Source organism: Pseudovibrio sp. M1P-2-3 (assembly GCF_031501865.1).
GTDB classification, from domain to species: Bacteria; Pseudomonadota; Alphaproteobacteria; order Rhizobiales; family Stappiaceae; genus Pseudovibrio; species Pseudovibrio corallicola.
Genome location: NZ_JARRCW010000001.1, coordinates 64,531 through 82,788 on the forward strand (window position 1 = coordinate 64,531; position 18,258 = coordinate 82,788).

The 18,258-nt window shown below is 46.9% G+C and carries 15 protein-coding genes and 1 riboswitch; of the genes, 10 read left to right on the plus strand and 5 right to left on the minus strand.

Features of this window, described 5'->3' with window-relative positions; all coding sequences use genetic code 11:
• Nucleotides 1–138 precede the first annotated feature (138 nt).
• From P6574_RS00290 to rpmF, 3 genes are all read left to right on the plus strand, one after another.
• Nucleotides 139–1,059 carry a hydrogen peroxide-inducible genes activator gene (locus P6574_RS00290; RefSeq protein ID WP_310618418.1) on the plus strand — a complete coding sequence of 307 codons (921 nt, stop codon included), beginning with the start codon at nucleotides 139–141 and terminating at the stop codon, nucleotides 1,057–1,059.
• On the plus strand, nucleotides 1,060–1,797 hold the full coding sequence (mtgA, locus tag P6574_RS00295; protein WP_310618419.1) for a monofunctional biosynthetic peptidoglycan transglycosylase: 738 nt from the start codon (nucleotides 1,060–1,062) through the stop codon (nucleotides 1,795–1,797).
• Nucleotides 1,798–1,934: 137 nt separating this feature from the next.
• Nucleotides 1,935–2,120: a 50S ribosomal protein L32 gene (gene rpmF, locus P6574_RS00300; protein ID WP_310622066.1), complete on the plus strand. Its 186-nt coding sequence runs from the start codon at nucleotides 1,935–1,937 to the stop codon at nucleotides 2,118–2,120.
• A 135-nt stretch (nucleotides 2,121–2,255) separates the two neighbouring features.
• Here rpmF and phbB read toward each other — a convergent pair whose 3' ends face one another.
• A complete protein-coding gene (gene phbB / locus P6574_RS00305) occupies nucleotides 2,256–2,984 on the minus strand; it encodes an acetoacetyl-CoA reductase (protein WP_310618420.1) in 729 nt (242 codons plus the stop codon).
• 105 nt (nucleotides 2,985–3,089) lie between these two features.
• Entirely contained in the window at nucleotides 3,090–4,274 is a 1,185-nt protein-coding gene (locus P6574_RS00310) for an acetyl-CoA C-acetyltransferase (RefSeq protein WP_310618421.1), read from the minus strand.
• A gap of 304 nt (nucleotides 4,275–4,578) precedes the next feature.
• Here P6574_RS00310 and phaR point away from each other — a divergent pair, with 304 nt between their 5' ends.
• The 3 genes from phaR to ggt all read left to right on the plus strand — a co-directional run bounded on the left by phaR (nucleotide 4,579) and on the right by ggt (nucleotide 9,467).
• Nucleotides 4,579–5,175 (plus strand): polyhydroxyalkanoate synthesis repressor PhaR, encoded by a 597-nt coding sequence (phaR, locus tag P6574_RS00315; protein WP_310618422.1) that lies wholly within the window; start codon nucleotides 4,579–4,581, stop codon nucleotides 5,173–5,175.
• Nucleotides 5,176–5,456: 281 nt separating this feature from the next.
• The gene (locus P6574_RS00320; RefSeq protein ID WP_310618423.1) at nucleotides 5,457–7,640 is read left to right on the plus strand and encodes a methyl-accepting chemotaxis protein; all 2,184 of its coding nucleotides are present in this window, start codon (nucleotides 5,457–5,459) and stop codon (nucleotides 7,638–7,640) included.
• A gap of 231 nt (nucleotides 7,641–7,871) precedes the next feature.
• A complete protein-coding gene (gene ggt, locus P6574_RS00325) occupies nucleotides 7,872–9,467 on the plus strand; it encodes a gamma-glutamyltransferase (protein ID WP_310618424.1) in 1,596 nt (531 codons plus the stop codon).
• On the opposite strand, the gene P6574_RS00330 is transcribed toward ggt, so the two are convergent.
• Nucleotides 9,464–10,015 carry a YigZ family protein gene (locus P6574_RS00330; protein ID WP_310618425.1) on the minus strand — a complete coding sequence of 184 codons (552 nt, stop codon included), beginning with the start codon at nucleotides 10,013–10,015 and terminating at the stop codon, nucleotides 9,464–9,466. The genes ggt and P6574_RS00330 overlap by 4 nt on opposite strands.
• A 3-nt stretch (nucleotides 10,016–10,018) precedes the next feature.
• Nucleotides 10,019–11,110 (minus strand): 2'-deoxycytidine 5'-triphosphate deaminase, encoded by a 1,092-nt coding sequence (locus tag P6574_RS00335; protein ID WP_310618426.1) that lies wholly within the window; start codon nucleotides 11,108–11,110, stop codon nucleotides 10,019–10,021.
• A 166-nt stretch (nucleotides 11,111–11,276) separates the two neighbouring features.
• Nucleotides 11,277–11,354, plus strand: a riboswitch (SAM riboswitch).
• Nucleotides 11,355–11,436: 82 nt separating this feature from the next.
• Between P6574_RS00335 and P6574_RS00340 the strand changes: the two genes are divergently transcribed.
• Nucleotides 11,437–12,627: an O-succinylhomoserine sulfhydrylase gene (locus P6574_RS00340; RefSeq protein ID WP_310618427.1), complete on the plus strand. Its 1,191-nt coding sequence runs from the start codon at nucleotides 11,437–11,439 to the stop codon at nucleotides 12,625–12,627.
• Between the two features lie 46 nt (nucleotides 12,628–12,673).
• On the opposite strand, the gene P6574_RS00345 is transcribed toward P6574_RS00340, so the two are convergent.
• The gene (locus tag P6574_RS00345; protein ID WP_310618428.1) at nucleotides 12,674–13,240 is read right to left on the minus strand and encodes a DinB family protein; all 567 of its coding nucleotides are present in this window, start codon (nucleotides 13,238–13,240) and stop codon (nucleotides 12,674–12,676) included.
• A 656-nt stretch (nucleotides 13,241–13,896) separates the two neighbouring features.
• Here P6574_RS00345 and guaD point away from each other — a divergent pair.
• From guaD to P6574_RS00360, 3 genes are all read left to right on the plus strand, one after another.
• Entirely contained in the window at nucleotides 13,897–15,240 is a 1,344-nt protein-coding gene (gene guaD / locus P6574_RS00350; RefSeq protein ID WP_310618429.1) for a guanine deaminase, read from the plus strand.
• 101 nt (nucleotides 15,241–15,341) lie between these two features.
• Nucleotides 15,342–16,622: an MFS transporter gene (locus tag P6574_RS00355; protein ID WP_310618430.1), complete on the plus strand. Its 1,281-nt coding sequence runs from the start codon at nucleotides 15,342–15,344 to the stop codon at nucleotides 16,620–16,622.
• 80 nt (nucleotides 16,623–16,702) lie between these two features.
• Nucleotides 16,703–18,097, plus strand: coding sequence for an MFS transporter (locus P6574_RS00360; RefSeq protein WP_310618431.1), 1,395 nt, complete (start codon nucleotides 16,703–16,705; stop codon nucleotides 18,095–18,097).
• Nucleotides 18,098–18,258 lie beyond the last annotated feature (161 nt).

Sequence of the window (18,258 nt, forward strand, 5' to 3'; positions counted from 1 at the left end):
CTTTGGTCAAAACGATAAAAACGAACTGTTGTATCGCTTTTATCGATGCTACATTACATAGTACAAGAAGCCACTGAAAAATAGGGGGTTTTGTAATATTACACGACTCCCTAAAGCTCACAGAAAGCATGAATTTTAATGTTACCAACTTTGCGGCAGCTCCAATATTTCAAAGCTCTGGCAGAGAATCGGTCATTTTCGAAAGCTGCCGAAGTTTGTAATGTGACGCAGTCCACATTATCGGCGGCGATTCGCCAGCTTGAAGACATACTGGGGAGTGAACTTGTTGACCGCTCTGGACGTGTTTTATTGCTGACGGATGTGGGAGAGCAGGTTCTTGGGCAGGCGACATCTCTGCTTCGTGATGCGGAGGATCTCGTTCACGGGGTAAAAACACGGCAGAAGCCTTTATATGGGCGATTCCGTCTTGGAGTGATTCCCAGTATTGCCCCTTTTCTGTTACCTCGCTTTCTGCCAAGTTTGAGGGAAAGCTATCCGGAATTAAAGTTGTATCTTAGAGAGGATATAACAAGAAATCTGGTGAGTGGCCTGCGTGAAGGACGGCTGGATGCCGTTCTGCTTGCATTACCCTATGATATTAAGGGGTTTAGAAAGAAACTGGTTGGCCGTGATGAGTTGCTGCTGGCATTGCCTCAAAACCATCGCTTGGTGGCAGCAGACACCATAACGCTGGATGACTTGCGAGATGAGGTCCTGTTGCTACTGGAGGACGGCCACTGCTTACGGGATCATGTATTGGCTACCATTACCGGAGGTGTGGCCAATTCAAGCGAGGAACTACAGGCGACGTCGATGACGACGCTGGTGCAAATGGTGGATAATGGGCTAGGACTCACGTTAATCCCACAGGTGGCGGTTGAGTCCAATGTGACGAGCGGCACGTCCATTTGTCTCAGTCATATTGAAGGGGTAGAAGCGATGCGAGATCTATGCTTCGTCTGGCGGAAACACTCAAGCCAAGAAGAAAATGCTCGTTTAATGGCAGATCTTTTTTCAAACTTTATGACAGCAACAAGTGAAAGAGGTTGGGTAGGCTGATTGGCGGCAGGTATTGAAAGAGCGAAAAAGTCTCAGCAAGCGGGTGTAAAGCCTTCTTTTAAGCGTCGTCTGGTCAAGTGGACAATGGGCATATGTGCGGCTGTCGTTCTCACGCCGGTACTGCTGACGATTCTATATACCGTGGTCAATCCGGTTTCCACTCTTATGCTTGGCAGGTACTTGTCGGGGGAAACTGTTGAACGGAAGTTTCGTCCTCTTTCCGACATCTCAACAAACTTGCAGCGGGCTGTAGTTGTTTCCGAAGACAGTCAGTACTGCCAGCACGAGGGAATTGACTGGCTAGCAATAAAGGCGCAACTGGATAACCTGTTTGAAGGGGAGAAGCCAAGGGGTGCAAGCACGATCACCATGCAACTTGCAAAGAATCTTTTTCTTTGGAATGACAGAGATTATGCGCGGAAAGCTTTGGAAGCTCCTTTGGCACTGTTATTGGATATGGTCCTTTCCAAACGTCGTATCTTTGAGATCTACCTGAACACTGTGGAATGGGGTGAGGGCGTGTTTGGAATCGAGGCAGCTACACAGAAATATTTCGGTAAATCGGCAGAAAGCCTGAGTAAAACACAAGCTTCTTTACTTGCGACGGCACTTCCAAATCCTGTTATTAGAAATCCGTCAAGACCGGGGTCTGGACATCGGCGTCTAGCCAGTATAAATCGTAGTCGAACTCAGGTGGCTGGCACTGTGCTTGACTGTTTAAATAAGCCAAAGCAGTGATGCGAAAATAATTCGTAGAATAGACTGGCTAATTATATAATTAGCCTGTATAAACCCCGCCATTCTGACACTTATGTGTTTCGCACGTTGAGGCTACGCGCCCCGGCGCGTGAGAATTGACGAGAGAGAGAGCTACGATGGCAGTTCCTAAGAAAAAAGTTTCGCGTATGAAGCGCGGCTTTCGCCGTTCTGTGGACGCCCTCGGTCAACCGAGCTACGTGGAAGACAAGGATTCGGGCGAACTTCGTCGTCCGCACCATGTTGACCTGAAGACCGGCATGTACCGCGGTCGCCAGATCCTTCAGCCAAAAGACGACGTCTAAGGTTGAGCAGAATTGGTGAGAACCAATCTAATTGAATAGGCTGTCCAATTTGGGCAGCCTTTTCTTTTTGTAAGGTTGAAATAAAAAAAGCCGCCTTTTTTCAAAGGCGGCTTTTTTGTCTTTACTGAACGCAGCTTAGCCGTTTGCGATGTACTGAGCACCATTGATGGTTAGAACGGCACCAGTCATGAATGCTGCTGCATCGGAGCTGAGATATTTAACAAGACCCGCAATTTCCTCGGCTTTGCCAAGGCGACCAACAGGGATCTGGCCGATAATACCCTCCAGAACTTTCTCAGGAACTGCTGCAACCATATCGGTGTCAATATAACCTGGGCAGATACAGTTGACTGTAATGCCTTTACGCGCATTTTCCTGTGCAAGTGCTTTGGTGAAACCAATAACCCCGGCTTTTGCCGCAGAGTAGTTGGTTTGACCAATCTGGCCTTTCTGACCGTTGATTGAGGAGATGTTAATGATACGACCGCTACCGCGTGACCTCATGCCTTCCAGAACGGGTTGACACATAGTGAACATAGAATCCAGATTAGTCCTTAGAACGGCAGACCAATCCTCATAACTCATTTTGTGGAACCAGCCATCACGCGTGATACCCGCATTGTTGACCAGAACTTCGATGTCTCCAAGCTCTTCTGTAATTTGGGCAAGACCCGATTTGCAGGCTTCCTCATCTGAGACGTCCCACTTGTAAACCTGAATGCCTGTTTCCGCCTTAAAAGCTTCCGCCTTTTCGGTGTTTCCAGCGTAAGTTGCCGCAACCGTATAGCCTGCTTCCTTCAGACCTTTTGCGATTGCTGCGCCAATACCACGTGTTCCGCCAGTGACGACTGCTACATTGCTCATAAGAAATATCCGTACTTAGAAATGACTCCCAAACTAAGATAACAAAGATAAAAAAAGGCAGAGTCAAGTCAAACTCTGCCTAATTAATCCTAAAAGCTAATAAATTTAAATGCGCTCTACACACATAGCGACACCCATTCCGCCGCCAATGCACAGAGTTGCTAGACCTTTCTTTGCGTCACTTCTTTTCATTTCATGCAACAATGTTACAAGTATACGTGCGCCTGATGCTCCTATAGGATGACCGATTGCGATCGCGCCACCGTTCACGTTAACTTTGGATGGGTCAAGGTTCAGCCCTTTGTTGACTGCACAGGCTTGAGCCGCAAATGCTTCGTTGGCTTCAACCAAGTCGAGTTCTTCAGCTTTCCAGCCAGCTTTCTCAAGCGCTTTTTGGGAAGCAGGGATTGGCCCTGTCCCCATCAGTGAAGCTTCCACACCAGCTGTTGCCCAAGAGGCAATGCGGGCAAGAGGTGCCAGACCTCGTTTTTGAGCTTCTTCTGCGGACATAAGCACGAGTGCCGCTGCTCCATCATTGAGGCCAGAGGCGTTAGCGGCGGTAACGGAACCACCCTTGGCGAAAGCTGGGCGCAGCTTGGCCATAGCTTCTAGTGTAGCTCCGTGACGGATATACTCATCATCTTCAACGATACGCTCGGATCTACGCTCTTTGACGGTGATTGGCGTGATTTCGTCTTTGAACTTTCCAGCCTTTTGAGCAGCCTCAGCTTTATTTTGGGATGCAACTGCAAACTCGTCCTGCTGGGAGCGCGGAATTTCGTATTTAGTAGCAACATTTTCTGCCGTCTGACCCATGTGGTAATCATGGAAGGCATCCCACAGACCATCTTTGATCATGGAATCAATCATTTTGTAGTCACCCATCTTTACGCCATTGCGAAGATGTTGGCAGTGAGGAGACAAGGACATGTTTTCCTGTCCGCCAGCTACAATGATTTGTGCATCACCGGATTGGATTTGTTGCATGCCCACTGCAACTGTACGCAAACCTGAGCCACACACTTGGTTCAGCAACCAAGCCGTGGAGCTTTCTGGAAGACCGGCCTTAACCGCTGCCTGCCGGGCCGGGTTTTGTCCCTGACCTGCTGTAAGAACCTGTCCAAACACAACTTCGTTTACATCCGTTGGGGCAACTTGTGCTTTTTCCAAGGCGGATTTTATAACTGCTGCGCCAAGGTCACTTGCAGGAGTATTGGCAAATGAACCATTGAACGACCCTACAGGAGTACGCGTTGCAGCGACAATGACGACGTCAAGGGGATTACTCATGTCTTTCCTCCAATTACTTTATCAGGCCGCACTTAGGCTTGGGCCAGAGTATAGATTAATATTACACTAAGATTTTATTCCTGCGAAAGTTACAGCCTTGCGCTGTTAGTACATTATTCGAACTGTAGCGGTAATTTCCAGCATCCAAAGGTATTAATCTTCGGATTGCTTCTTAGGTGGATTAAAACGGTAGTCACGAGATATAATTTGGGCTTAAGGTTGTTTTGAGGAAACGTCTGATTTTAACGGATGTTGAACATATTAAAATTAATTGCGCATGATGCGCCATAGCATGGTAGGCGAAATGACAAATACTGGCGACGCCACCATCATCAAGAAGTACGCGAACAGGCGTCTTTATAACACCGGAACCAGCTCGTATGTGACGCTGGAAGATCTGGCGGTGATGGTGAAGAATGAAGAGGACTTTACTGTACATGATGCAAAAAGTGGTGAAGATATTACACGTTCTGTTTTAACTCAGATTATTTTTGATCAAGAAAATAAAGGACAGAACCTGCTGCCTATTACGTTTCTACGCCAGTTGATTCGTTTTTATGGTGATTCAATGCAAAACATGGTGCCAAGCTATCTTGAGTACACGATGTCTTCGCTTACCAAAGAACAGGACAAAATCCGCAAACAAATGTCAGATGCATTTGGGACTTCTGCGTTCGGCGTGATTGAAGAGCAGGTAAAGCGCAATGCGGAAATGTTTGACCGCGCCATGAAGATGTTTAACCCATTTGATGGGAGCGAAATGGGGGTGGGTGCTCAAACAAGGCCAGAGGAAAATGAACCAAAGCCTACGCCCTCAAGTCAGCCAGATCTTACTGATGTTCAAAAACAACTTGCAGAAATGCAGAAAAAAATAGACGCTTTAGCTCAAGCGAAGAAATAGGATGGCACAGGTTGGAGCCGACTGGTTCCAGCCCCTTTTTTCTAAATACATACTTTGGAATTCTCTCGACTTTGTGCAGTAGGTAGAAAGTCCTATGTATTAATTCGATACTAGCGTAATTTCTATTAGGAATAATTGAAATTATGTTTTACTTTGTTGAGATTCCATAGCTTTATACAAGTAAAGCTGTGGAAATTAGCGAAAAAATTGATAAGTTTTTATTTTGTAAATTTCTTCCCCTCTAATTTATCATCCTACAATTTAATGGTGGGATTTAAGTTATGACAAATAATAATAATCCGAAAACGGGTGGCACTTTTTATAGGCTCTCATTCCGTCTTCCAGCCTTGTTTCTTGTGTTCTCAGTTATCTCCAGTCTTTTGGTGGGAATTGAAGCATTCTTAATGGGAAAGGAGTTTTTCATTGAGGAAAAAAGACAGGGACTTCTACTGCTTGGGCAACTTCGCCAAGGACAGATTGAGACACAACAAACTGCGCGAATAGAAGAGATTATGCGGTTTGCTGAATCGAACACAGTTGAGCGAACAGCAACAGAACTGAAGTCGATCTACGCCAATTCGAAGGAAGAACGAGACACAATTCTCTCCCACTTTCAAAACCCCCAACTGTCACGGGAAGAGCGAATTAATCTTAGTGGCGAAGTTCAAATGAATGATGCCTTGTATTCGTGGCAGCATTCTGACCTACATAGCGATTACCTAAACGTATTTCGAGGTGGTGGCTATGCGGATTTGTTTGTCATAACAACCACTGGCGAAGTTATTTATTCGGTTACAAAAGGACCGGAGTTCTTCTCAAATATCAAAGACCAAAACTTCTCTTCGACCGACTTTGCAAATGTATTTAATCAAACCAGTAAACAACAACCCGGTGAAGTCTCTGTGTCTTTGATTAAAAACTACGGTCCAGCAGATGACGCACCTTCATACTTCATTGGGACCCCGATCTATGCAGAAAAGCATGGAGAAGATGTCTTGGAAGGGGTGCTGATGGCGCGTATGGAGAGCGTCCAGCTTAATAATATCCTGTTTGACCGATCAGGACTTGGCGCTAGCGGACAGGCTTATTTGCTTAACCCAGATGGACTACTGCTATCTCAAAAGCCACTTTTTCCTGACATCCCTGTACTCACTATTGGTCTGGAGGAAGCCCAGCTTACACAACTGTTGGTAATGAGGAATGCTGATCCTGAAGCGGATGAGTACTTCATGGAAGTTGGTGGCTTTTTGATGGTTGCTATACCTTTAATGGTAAATGGTAAGGAAGCATTTCTTGTTGTAGAGATGAAGAGCTCTGAAGCTCTTGCCGCTGTTGATAGCCTGATAAAGAACATGGCGCTCATTGCTTTGGGTATTGTTGTTGTTCTGTTCTTCTTGGGTAACTGGACGGCCAGAAAAATCAGTCGGCCTCTCAATGCTTTGGCACAAGCGATTGTGGAGGTACAAAATAAAAACTTTGATGTTGAGGTTGTTGCAGCACAGCGCAAAGATGAAATCGGCGAAATTGGGCGTGCAGTTGAAAGTTTCCGTGAAGACCTTCGCAAAGGTGACGAACTTCACCAAAGAGAAGAGGTGGAACAACTTAAGCAGGCTGAACGTACACAACGAGTTGAAATATTAAACTCAGAGTTTGATGCGAGCGTTCGCCAAATTTTAGCAACTGTTACAGATGCTGGTAATACCTTGCATACAACAGCTGCAAGTATGGCAAGCATTTCGGATCAAACCAGTATGGAAGTGCAGACTGTAAGTAGTGCTTCCGAGCAATCTCTTACCAACTTGCAAACGGTTGCAGGTGCTGCGGAAGAGCTGACGATCACTGTGCAGGAGATCGATAGCGAAGTGCAGCGCTCAGCTCAAACTTCGCAGGAAGCTGTCGACCGAGCAACAACTGCGGAAGCTTCTGTAAATGGCTTAACCGCTGCTGCGCAGCGCATTGGAGAAGTTGTTTCCATTATTAGCGATATTGCCGAGCAAACAAATCTTCTGGCGCTGAATGCAACTATTGAAGCGGCAAGAGCAGGGGATGCAGGAAAAGGATTTGCTGTTGTTGCTTCCGAAGTGAAGGGGCTGGCCAACCAGACTGGTAAAGCAACAGAAGAAATTGGAGTGCAAATCCAAAGCGTTCAGGCAGAGACACAAAAAGCAGTTGAGGCGATTAATGAAATTGCAGGTGTTATTGGGTCCATACGGGATGTGTCCACCGGTATTGCTGGAGCGATTCAAGAGCAAGTGGCAACCACAAATGAAATATCCAGTAACATCCAGCAGGTGACACAAGGCTCCTCAGAAGTGGTTGAAGCAACAAGTCGTGTTAGTGCAATTGCTCAAAATGCAGGAGAAGAGGCGGGGCAGGTCCTTTCAGCTTCCACCCAGTTGACTGAGCAGTCAGAAGCATTACGTGTTCTAGTAGAAAAATATTTGGAGAATATTCGTGCTGCATAGGCACGCCTTAAAATCGCCGAGTGTTTTCACTCGGCGATTTTAAATTTATTTTGGAAAGTCCGCTTCAGATCAACCTGCACCAGTTTCAACTTCCACTCCTCTCAGGTCTCAAAAGTGATGCACATAACGATTGGGTGCATTTGGTGGTGAAGCATCTTTTGATTGTAATGTCTGCCTGAAAACGTATCATGGGAAGAAATACCAAGATCACTTAGATTTTAAGGGGGCGAATTGACTAGAAATTTCCATTTTGCTGGCCGTTCACCCGTTTATGCCAAGAATGCCATGGCTGCATCCTCTCATCCTTTTGCGACATATGCTGCACTAGAGATTTTGAAGGAAGGGGGAAATGCGGCAGATGCAGCAATTGCAGCTGCCTCTGTACTGAGTGTGGTAGAGCCGCATATGACCGGTATTGGCGGAGACTGCTTTGCGCTTATTGCTAAACCAGATGGCACCTTACATGGTATAAATGCCTCAGGTCGCGCGGCACAAAATGCAAGTTCCGAAAAGTTGCGTATGCGAGGCTACACCGAAATAACTGCCGATTCTGTTGAGGCTATTACGGTGCCAGGTGCTCTTCGTGGTTGGGAGAAACTGTCCAATGACCATGGCAGCATGGAGTTTGGGCGCCTTTTGCAACGTGCGATTGGGTATGCCCGAGATGGGTTTCCAGTTTCCTCAAGAACTGCTTGGGATTGGAAACGTCACCATGACCTACTGCTACGTAATAAAGTAACGCGAGAAACCTACTTAATTGATGAAAGGCCACCCAAGTCTGGAGAGGTGATGGCATTTCCAGCTCTCGCCAATACTTTGGACACCCTTGCTATCAAAGGCGTAGACGCTTTTTATCATGGAAGAATAGCCGAGGAAATTGAAGAGCTTATCCAATCCGCAGGTGGAGAGATAACTGCAAATGATCTCGCCCAGATGCAAGCTACAGATGTGCTGCCGATTACAACGGAGTATAAAGGCTTAACAGTGGCTGAATTGCCACCCAATGGGCAGGGCATCATCGCACTTGTTATGCTGGAGCTCATGAAACGCTTTGATATGTCTGACCTAGATCCATTAGGGGGAGAGCGGTTTCATTTGGAAATGGAGATTGCTAAACTTGCATATTCCAGTCGTGACTATTTCTTTGCTGATCCAGATCATATGGCATTTGACGCCAAGAAACTTCTTGAAACTGAGTATATTGATAAGCTTGCGGAACGAATAAATCGCAGGAGTGTTCTGCCCCGTCTTTCCCACCAATTTCTCTCACCTTCATCCGATACGGCTTATCTTAGTGTGGTTGATAAAAACGGAATGGCTGTTTCTTTGATTAACTCACTTTATCAAGGGTTTGGGTCAGGTTTTATAACTCCACACTCCGGGGTACTGTTACATTGTCGAGGGGCATGTTTTAGCCTCGAAAAAGGTCATCCAAATGAGCTTTCCGGGGGCAAGCGACCACTACATACAATCATTCCCGCCATGGCTCTCCAGAACGGGGTTCCTGCCTTGTGTTTTGGCGTCATGGGAGGAGGCTATCAACCCTGTGGCCATGCGCATGTTCTTGCTAATCTCTTGGAGTATGGGATGGACATACAAGAATCCATAGATTTACCGAGAATGTTTATCGACGAAAAAACGTTAGCGTTACAAGCTGAGGAGGGTATTCCTTTAAAAACAATAGAATACCTTGAAGGATTGGGGCATACCGTGAATCGGGTTCAAGTGCCATTGGGAGGCGGCCAGGGAATATTGATTAATCAAGACACGTGTGTTTTGACTGGTGGCTCCGACCCTCGCAAAGACGGGTTTGCATTGGGCTATTAGAGTTTCTGAATTGTTGCTTTGGGGCCCTCTACTGTCAAAGTGACACCGTTTTCTGTAAAATTTCTATCTAAAACAGTCAGGCAGAGACCTGCAATTTTCCGCTCAAGTTCGGCACTTTTTGCAAAGCTCGCGGTGACTGTCTTGGTGATGATGGGATACCAAGGATGAAGCTCTGCTCCAGATATAACCAAATTGGCCGCGCCTGAGTAAGCTCTGGCAAGCCCTCCTGTTCCTAGTTTGGTCCCGCCAAAATAGCGTGTAATAATGACACCGCAATTCACCAACTTTGCGCCGATCATCGTTTTAAGCGTAGGCATTCCAGAAGTTCCTGCCGGTTCTCCATCATCCTTACCACTTTCAACGATGCGCCCGTCTTCGAGAACGTTGCGGAAGGCGGTTACGTGGTGGTTTGCCTTTCGGTGCTCTTCACGAAGCTGATTGAGACGCTCATCAAAGCTTTCATAGGGAATAAGGGTCGCAAGGAAGCGGGACTTTTTTTCTTCCAGTTCCGCTGTCCACTCTCTGGAGACCGTAAAAAGATCGGCCATAGGTTAACCTTGTGGTGTTTTGAAATGTTTGGAGAGCTTTAGTGCCTGCCCTTGGTAATTCGAACCGATTCTTTCGCCATATAGTGTGGCCGGCTTTTCGGCCATATTTTCATAAACGAGGCGCCCCACAGTTTGCCCATGCCCAACGAGGAAAGGAACTTCATGGGAGCGTACTTCAAGAACAGCTCTGGAACCTGAGCCACCAACTGTTGAGTGCCCAAATCCTGGATCAAAGAAGCCTGCATAGTGGACACGGAATTCACCAACCAATGGATCAAAAGGAACCATTTCTGCCGCATACATGGGTGGAATGTGAACCGCCTCCTGCGAAACCAGAATATAGAATTCATTGGGGTCCAAAATTATGGAAGCATCCCCACGGTTATAAATCGGCTCCCAGAAGTCGAGAGGGTCGTGTGCCGATTGAACGTCTACATCAATGACGCCAGTATGGCGTTTTGCGCGATAACCTATAAGGCTGCCTTTGCCTTCTCCTTTGAGATCTATGGAAAGCTGTACTCCACCGCCAATTACTTCATTTCCGCCAGACATCAAGGTATGGTCTTTATGGATCTGGTGTAAATCACTGTCGGAAATCAGAGCGTCCCCATTGCGAAAACGAATTTGCGATAGGCGTGAACCACTACGGACGAGAACAGGGAACGTGCGCGGTGAAATTTCCGCATATAGCGCACCTTGATAACCCTCCTGTACGCGGTCAAATTCACGGCCACCATCTGTAATCACGCGGGTGAAGACATCAATACGCCCCGTGGAACTCTTTGGGTTGGTCGTTGCAGATAGACTTTCGGGCAAGTTAAGTAATTCTTGCAACTGGACAATGTAAACGCAGCCTGTTTCCAGAACAGCCCCTTGGGAGAGGTCAATTTCGTGGAGAACAAGGCCTTCCATTTTTTCTTGAACGCTTGCGTCAGGGCCAGGTAAAAAACTGGCTCGAACGCGCCAGGCTTTTGAACCAAGGCGCAGGTCCAAGCTAGCCGGTTGGATTTGATCGGCATCAGGAGCTTTGTCTGCTTTGATTGCTCCATCTGCGAACATGCCTTTGATGGCTCTAGCTGGAAGAATTCCGCCCATAATGTATCCGATTGCCCCGTTGGAAGTTTAAAAATTATTGGAACTGCCAGATTCATGAATCTGCACATTAACTAGTTTCTGTGATTATAGGAGAATTGAGATTAAGCCAAGCGGCTTTGCGGATAGCTCAGATTGACGCAGTGCATTATTTGCAATAAATCTTGATATGGAGATTCGTGGTGATTTGGGCCGGCCGGCTTGCTACCACGTTAAAAACTAGCTAAAGGGCCGGGTTCTTGTAAAGACCCTGGCATAAACTGGCCGGGGTTTTATGTTTTGTAGGAGGGTGTTAGGCCGACTACAGGAAACAGGCAGGAACAGGCACTATGACAACAGAAAAAAAAGAAAACTGGAGACTGGCAACCAAGTTGGTACATGCTGGGACAACTCGATCCAGCTTTGGTGAAACGTCTGAAGCACTTTATCTGACTCAAGGCTATGTTTACGACAGTGCAGAAGGAGCAGAGGCACGCTTTCTTGGAGAGCAAGAAGGCTATGTATACTCTCGATATGCAAACCCCACGGTTTCTATGTTCGAACAGCGCATGTGTGAGCTTGAAGGTGCCGAAGCTGCGCGGGCGACAGCATCAGGTATGGCCGCAGTAAACTCTGCAATTATGGCTTGTGTTCGGGCTGGAGACCATTTTGTTGCACCTAAAGCTCTGTTCGGTTCCTGTCGCTATATCATCGAGCAGCTTTTGCCACGCTTTGGAGTAGAATCTACTCTTATTGATGGAAGCGATCTTGAGCAATGGAAGGCCGCAATTCGGCCAAATACCAAAGCCGCTTTTCTAGAGAGTCCCACAAACCCGACTCTGGAAGTGGTGGACATTCAGGCTGTTGCCGAGATGGTTCATGCTGTAGGAGGCCGTCTTATTGTCGATAACGTGTTTGCAACCGCCATGTGGCAAAAGCCGCTACAGTTGGGTGCAGATGTCGTCATATACTCGGCAACAAAGCATATTGATGGTCAGGGTCGCTGTTTGGGTGGTGTGGTGCTTTCAGACAAGAAGTGGATCGAGGAAGAGTTCCATGACATGTTTAAGCACACCGGGCCGTCAATGAGTCCGTTTAATGCATGGGTGCTCCTTAAGGGATTGGAAACATTACCGCTTCGCGTTGAGAAACAGACCGTATCAGCTGCAAAGATCGCCGATCTTCTTGCGGAGCACTCTGCTGTTGAGCGCGTTATTTACCCCGGACGGTCCGACCATCCTCAAGCTGATATTGTTCGAAAACAGATGGCAGCTGGGTCTACAATGGTTGCCTTTGATATTCGAGGGGGGAAAGAGGCAGCATTTCAATTCTCTAATGCACTGAATATTATCCACCTCTCCAATAACCTTGGGGATGCTAAGAGCCTGATTACCCATCCCGCAACGACAACACACCAGAGCGTTGCGGAAGAAGCCCGCCTTGAGTTGGGAATTTCCGCTAATACTCTGCGTTTGTCTGTCGGTTTGGAAGATACAGAAGACTTGCTTGCTGACGTCGCTCAGGCTCTCGCAGAGTTATAATTCCAGTATAAAAGATAAATGAGGGCGCTTTGTGCGCCCTTTTTAACTACATGGTTTCCCAAACCAGTTCTTCACTTAATCCAATAGCAGCAAGTTCAGGCGCCCTGTCTTTCCGCTCCTGCGGATCATCCAAATAGAACTCGTCCAGTTGTGGCGGCCTGGTACTTGTCCCAGACAGCATGGCATGTATTTGACCGCGGTGGTGTATCTGGTGTTGAAGCAAATGCATGAGTACACGATCGAAACGCTCAAACTGACTACTCTTGGCGCGTTTGATCTCTACTGTACTCAGGAGCGTTTCTGAAGAGGCCTCACGACAGATTGTGATTAACCGTTGGTCAGCCTTCTTCTGTGCTTCCATGAGCTTGGGAAGCTTCTTAAATGGAATTTCAGGTTCAAAAGCCGTAAAGCCGATACTCTCTCCCTCCAGAGCACTGATGTAGTACCAGTCTACCGTCAGGATGTGGTTGAGTGTTTCAATAATAGTTGGAAAAAAGTTTTGCCTTTCCTCTTCAAGATCAAAGGGTGATAGCTCACCGCAGATTTTAAGAAGTCGATGGTTTGCCCAAGCGTTGTTGTAGGCTTGTATAGCGAAATAATTGATCGGCGACATTATCTGGCCCCTTTTCCTATTGGTGGTCTTAACCCCAAAATATATATGCGAAGTTTTTATTAACTATAGGTTCAGAACCTTTGGTGGCAACGAGGGGGAAGGTGAACGCGAAACTGCCTGTAACAGGCAATATTTTTTGGCTTTAAAACGAAAAAGTAACAAATATTTCGCGGAAATTTGGTCGCAGTAAAAGTACCTATTTCGTAGGAACTCTACTTAATACAGAGGGTGGGGAGTGGTGAGTATATCTATACAACTAATAAAAAAATTATATTTTACAATGTTTTAGCCTCTTATTGTCCTGAAATATTAAAGAATACAAATGGTTAAGCGCTACTTTGTTGCAGTGACAGCAAGTCGCATAAAGTAGATGTGCGTACGTATAAATAATTATAGACCATCTGACAGGTGCATCTTATACATCTTTCATACGCCGTCGGACAAATTAACTCGATCTCGAAGTAGGTCCGGGACGTGACAACAAAATGCAGTTTTTCGAAACGGGCACGGCGTCGTCTTTTGGCGGATCACCACTCGACCAAATAGATCCTGATGCGGCTGGTTAATATGACCAGCTACGCGCCACTGCACGGAGTAATTCCGTGTAAGTGTAAGGTACGCGGTGTGCGTTTCGAACTCGTATGACGGAGTTCATTATGACAACAAAAGCGATCCGCGGTACTTACCTTACATTTACTGGTGATCCGTTCCGCTCTTCTCTAGAAGAAGTGATGAAGGTTGAGAGTGACGGTATCATTCTTATCGAGGGTGAAAAGATTAAAGATCTTGGCCCTGCGGAAGACATGCTTAAGAAACTCCCAGAGGGTACTGAAGTAACAGAATACAAAGATTCTGTTATTATGGCTGGCTTTATTGACTCTCACGTGCACTATCCGCAGACGCAGATTATTGGTGCGTATGGTGAGCAGCTCATTGAATGGCTTAACAACTACACATTCATCGCTGAGCAACAGTTTGCAAATAAAGACCATGCTTCACGTGTTGCTGAAGTATTCCTTCGTGAGCAACTTCGTGCAGGTACAACATCTGTTGCAACGTTCTGTACTGTATATCCAGGTTCAGTGGATGCCTTCTTCGAAGCTTCTGAACGCCTGAACATGCGTAACATCGCTGGTAAAGTGATGATGGACCGTAACGCTCCAGAAGCTCTGTGTGATACAGCCAAGATGAGCTACGACGACTCTAAAGCCCTTATTGAGAAGTGGCACAATAAAGGTCGTCAGATGTATGCGGTTACTCCGCGCTTTGCTCCGACTTCTACTCCAGAACAGCTGGAAGCAGCCGGTGCATTGTGGAATGAGCATAAAGGCACGTTCATGCAAACTCACGTTTCTGAAAACGTGAATGAAGTTGCATGGGTTAAAGACCTGTACCCAGAGCATGAAGGTTATTTGGACGTATACGACAAGTTCGGTCTATGTGGTGATCGTGCCCTGTTCGGTCATGGCATCCACCTGACAGAAAAAGAACTTTCTCGCCTTTCTGAAACCGGTGGTACAATCACCCATTGTCCAACATCCAACTTCTTCTTGGGCTCAGGCTTCCTGAACGTTCATAACGCAAAGAAAAATGAACGCCCAGTACGTGTTGGTTTGGCGACAGACCTTGGTGCAGGTACAAGCTTCTCCATCTTGCAGACATTGAACGAAACCTACAAAGCAGCTCAGCTGAATGGTAACGCTCTTTCTGCTGGTCACGCATTCTATATGGCAACACGCGGCACAGCAGAATCCATGTGCCTCGATGACAAAATCGGCCATTTGGCCCCTGGCATGGAAGCCGACATTGTTGTTTTGGACCTTAAGTCCACACCAGCAATCGATTTCCGCATGTCCTTCGCAAAAGACTTCGAAGAGCAGCTCTTCATTCTCATGACACTGGGTGACGACCGCGCAACTCGCGCAACATACGTTGCAGGTGACGTGGTCTATGACCGCGGTGCAGAAGCCGTAACCGGCAAAAACGCTGTTTTCGCATAAGGCCTAGCGGCACCGATAGGTGCTACGCCATAGCTCAACAAATAGTGAGTGCCTCCTCTTCCTGGGGCATTCACCTGAAAAAAACTAAAGGAATACCCCTTATGTCCACAGTAGAAGAAGTAAAGGGTGCAGCAGCTGCCCCTAAAACTGGAGGAGCCTTTGCTTGGCTCGTCTGGGTGATCGCTACTACTTTTGTTGTTTTTCTGTTTTCCATTCAGACCGGTTACGCGATCGTTAACGGCTCTATGCAGGCTTCCACCGGCGTAACAGTTGCGCAAGTTGGTATCATCGCTGCGACCTATACTTGGGTCTTTGCTTTGTGCCAGTTCTACGGCGGTGCTATCCTCGATCAGCTTGGCGCTCGTAAGGTTCTGCCAATATCTGTTGCACTTGTTACGGCTGGTGTATTTATCTTTGCAAACGCAACCGACTTTACAACCCTGATGATTTCTCAGATGGTTCTGGCCATCGGTTCTTGCACAGGCTTCGTTGGTGCTGGTTATGTTGGCGGTAAATGGTTCGGCATGGCCAAGTTTGGCGTGATGTTCGGCCTTGTTCAGGTTGTTGCTGCTGCAACATCTTCATTCTCTCAGAATCTGATCGGCATGGCTCTGGATGTCATGGACTGGCGTACACTGTTCAACTACGTTGGCTTCTTTGGTGTATTCCTTTTCGTCGTATCTCTGATTTACATCCGTGATCCTGAGCCAGTTAAATCTGAAGCTAAAAGCGTTGGTTCTTTCCTTAGCGCTGTAACAATGAAGCTGATCGATGTTGCTAAGAACTTCCAAGTTCTCGTAGCTTCCGCTTGGGGCGCTGCAACATTTGGTGCAATGCTGGCGCTTGGTGTTATCTGGGCTCCTAAGATTGTTATGGCTCATGGCGTTGGTGAAGGTCAGGCATTCCTTGCAACTTCCATGCTCTGGATTGGTCTGGCTGTTGGTTCTGCCATCGTTCCAGCTTGGTCTGAAAAGAAACATTCTCGTAAACTGCCAAACATTCTAGGTACAGCTGTACAGTTGGCAGCTCTTGCCGCACTGCTATATGTTGATGGTCTTGGCGCTACAGCGTGTATCGCTCTTATGTTCATCTTCGGCTTCGCGAATGCTTCCCACATGCTTGCATTCTCCGGTGCTGCTGACGTTGTTCCAGTTGAAAAAATTGGTACTTCCGCAGCTGTTGTGAACGGTACAATGTTCATCTTCGGTGGTATTTTGATGGGTCTGCCTGGTGCACGTTTCGGCGAAGCTGCTGAGCTGGGTCTTGAAGGTGTAGCTGCTTCCCAGTTTGCAATGCTGCCTATCACAGTTGTTTTGGCTGCTGCTTTGATTGTTTCTATCATCATGAAAGAAACACACCCAGAAGCAAAATCAAATAAGTGATCCTAATGTGATCATGAGGGGCGCTCAATGAGTGCCCCTTTTTGTTTTCGTATCGAGCTCTGCAAAGGAAGGACTAGAGCATGCGACACGACGATGGCGAAGCTGGTGGCGAAGCCGGATTTAATTCACTCAAAAATAAAGATAGTTATTTAGGCGGTTATCATGCCTGGCTTAACTGGGCGCTGGGTACAGCCTTTGTGATTGTAGTATTTGTCATGCAATCGGGATATGCCATTACGAATAAGGAAATGGCCTTTGATCTGAGCTTAACTTTGACACAAGTAGGTCTTGTCGGCTCAGTTTACACATGGGTTTTTGCCATAGCTCAGATTTGTTCAGGGTCAATGCTTGACCAACTTGGAACTCGCAAGTGTTTGCCTCTAGCCGTCATTGTTCTGTCGCTAGGGGCTTTTGTCTTTAGTAGGGCAAATGGCGTTGAAATGCTCATTGCCGGGCAGGTGCTTATGGCTCTGGGTGCATCCTTTGGCTTTATCGGGGCAGGTTTTATTGGTGGTCAATGGTTCGCGCCAATTCACTATGGCTTTATGTTTGCTCTGGTGCAATTTGCTGCATCCATAGGTGCTTTGCTTGGTCAGCGTGCAATTTCCAGTTTGCTGGGGGTATACGGCGTACATTGGAGTGAATTAATTGGTGGGATCGCTCTGTGCGGAGCTGTCGTCGCGATTGGAATGTTCTTTCTTCTAAGGGATCCACCAAAGGCTGAAGGTACAAGAGAAGGGTGGAAAGGGTTCCACGCTTTTATTGACGGAATTTTAAATTCGGTCAGTACTGTGGCGGCGATCCGAGCCAGCTGGATTAACACGCTTATTGGCGGGGCTACATTTGGGTCACTATTTGCAATTGGAGTGGTTTGGGGCCCACGCTTGCTGCAAGCTGGTGGTATGGAGGTCTCAGATACGCATTCGGTTACTTCATTGTGCTGGATGGGGCTGGCACTTGGTGCACCAATATTTTCTTATCTTTCGGAAAAAGTAGGTCGCACCGTTATTGTAATGGGGGGCGCTTGTCTGCTCCAGATTGTGAGTGTTGTCGCAATGCTTGCACTTTCGGATAGCTCAGTATCGGTTGCAAGTGTTGCATTTTTCCTATTCGGCTTTGGGGCAGGTGGATCTATGTTGCCCTATGCAATAGCTGCAAAGTTGGTTCCCGTCAGTTTGGTCGGAACATCTGCTGCCCTTGTGAATGCAGTACAATTTGTTACGGGTGGCCTTTTGATGGCTATACCTGGAAATATACTGTCGGGTGCAAGTAATGTAGTTGCAGGTCAAGCTGTTCATAATCCTACTTTGGTGGACTACCAGACAGCATTGGTTGTAATTCCCGCGTTCTTGACTGCTGCTTTTATTCTCTGTTTCTTCCTACATGAACCTGGAAGTTGTAACCAGAAAAAGCAGGTGGAGAAAGAGCGAAAAGCAATTGATAGAGCGATGTCTGCGAACCAGCATCACTCTTGAAGTTCTTTAATGCACTGTACGTGTTTCTTGTTCCGAATATCGACGTCGACTTTTCGAAGAAGCGTTCTCCAGCGTGAAGGTGAAAAAAAGCCGCTCTTTAATTAGAGCGGCTTAATTTATTTATTCACTTACAAAAATCATTGGCAAACGAAATCTCGGGC

Coding starts and splice junctions, on each gene's coding strand:
- P6574_RS00290 (WP_310618418.1), top strand. CDS start 139: ATGTTACCAACTTTGCGGCAGCTCCAATATTTCAAAGCTCTGGCAGAG.
- rpmF (WP_310622066.1), top strand. CDS start 1,935: ATGGCAGTTCCTAAGAAAAAAGTTTCGCGTATGAAGCGCGGCTTTCGC.
- phbB (WP_310618420.1), bottom strand. CDS start 2,984: ATGAGCAATGTAGCAGTCGTCACTGGCGGAACACGTGGTATTGGCGCA.
- P6574_RS00310 (WP_310618421.1), bottom strand. CDS start 4,274: ATGAGTAATCCCCTTGACGTCGTCATTGTCGCTGCAACGCGTACTCCT.
- phaR (WP_310618422.1), top strand. CDS start 4,579: ATGACAAATACTGGCGACGCCACCATCATCAAGAAGTACGCGAACAGG.
- P6574_RS00320 (WP_310618423.1), top strand. CDS start 5,457: ATGACAAATAATAATAATCCGAAAACGGGTGGCACTTTTTATAGGCTC.
- P6574_RS00330 (WP_310618425.1), bottom strand. CDS start 10,015: ATGGCCGATCTTTTTACGGTCTCCAGAGAGTGGACAGCGGAACTGGAA.
- P6574_RS00335 (WP_310618426.1), bottom strand. CDS start 11,110: ATGGGCGGAATTCTTCCAGCTAGAGCCATCAAAGGCATGTTCGCAGAT.
- P6574_RS00340 (WP_310618427.1), top strand. CDS start 11,437: ATGACAACAGAAAAAAAAGAAAACTGGAGACTGGCAACCAAGTTGGTA.
- P6574_RS00345 (WP_310618428.1), bottom strand. CDS start 13,240: ATGTCGCCGATCAATTATTTCGCTATACAAGCCTACAACAACGCTTGG.
- guaD (WP_310618429.1), top strand. CDS start 13,897: ATGACAACAAAAGCGATCCGCGGTACTTACCTTACATTTACTGGTGAT.
- P6574_RS00355 (WP_310618430.1), top strand. CDS start 15,342: ATGTCCACAGTAGAAGAAGTAAAGGGTGCAGCAGCTGCCCCTAAAACT.
- P6574_RS00360 (WP_310618431.1), top strand. CDS start 16,703: ATGCGACACGACGATGGCGAAGCTGGTGGCGAAGCCGGATTTAATTCA.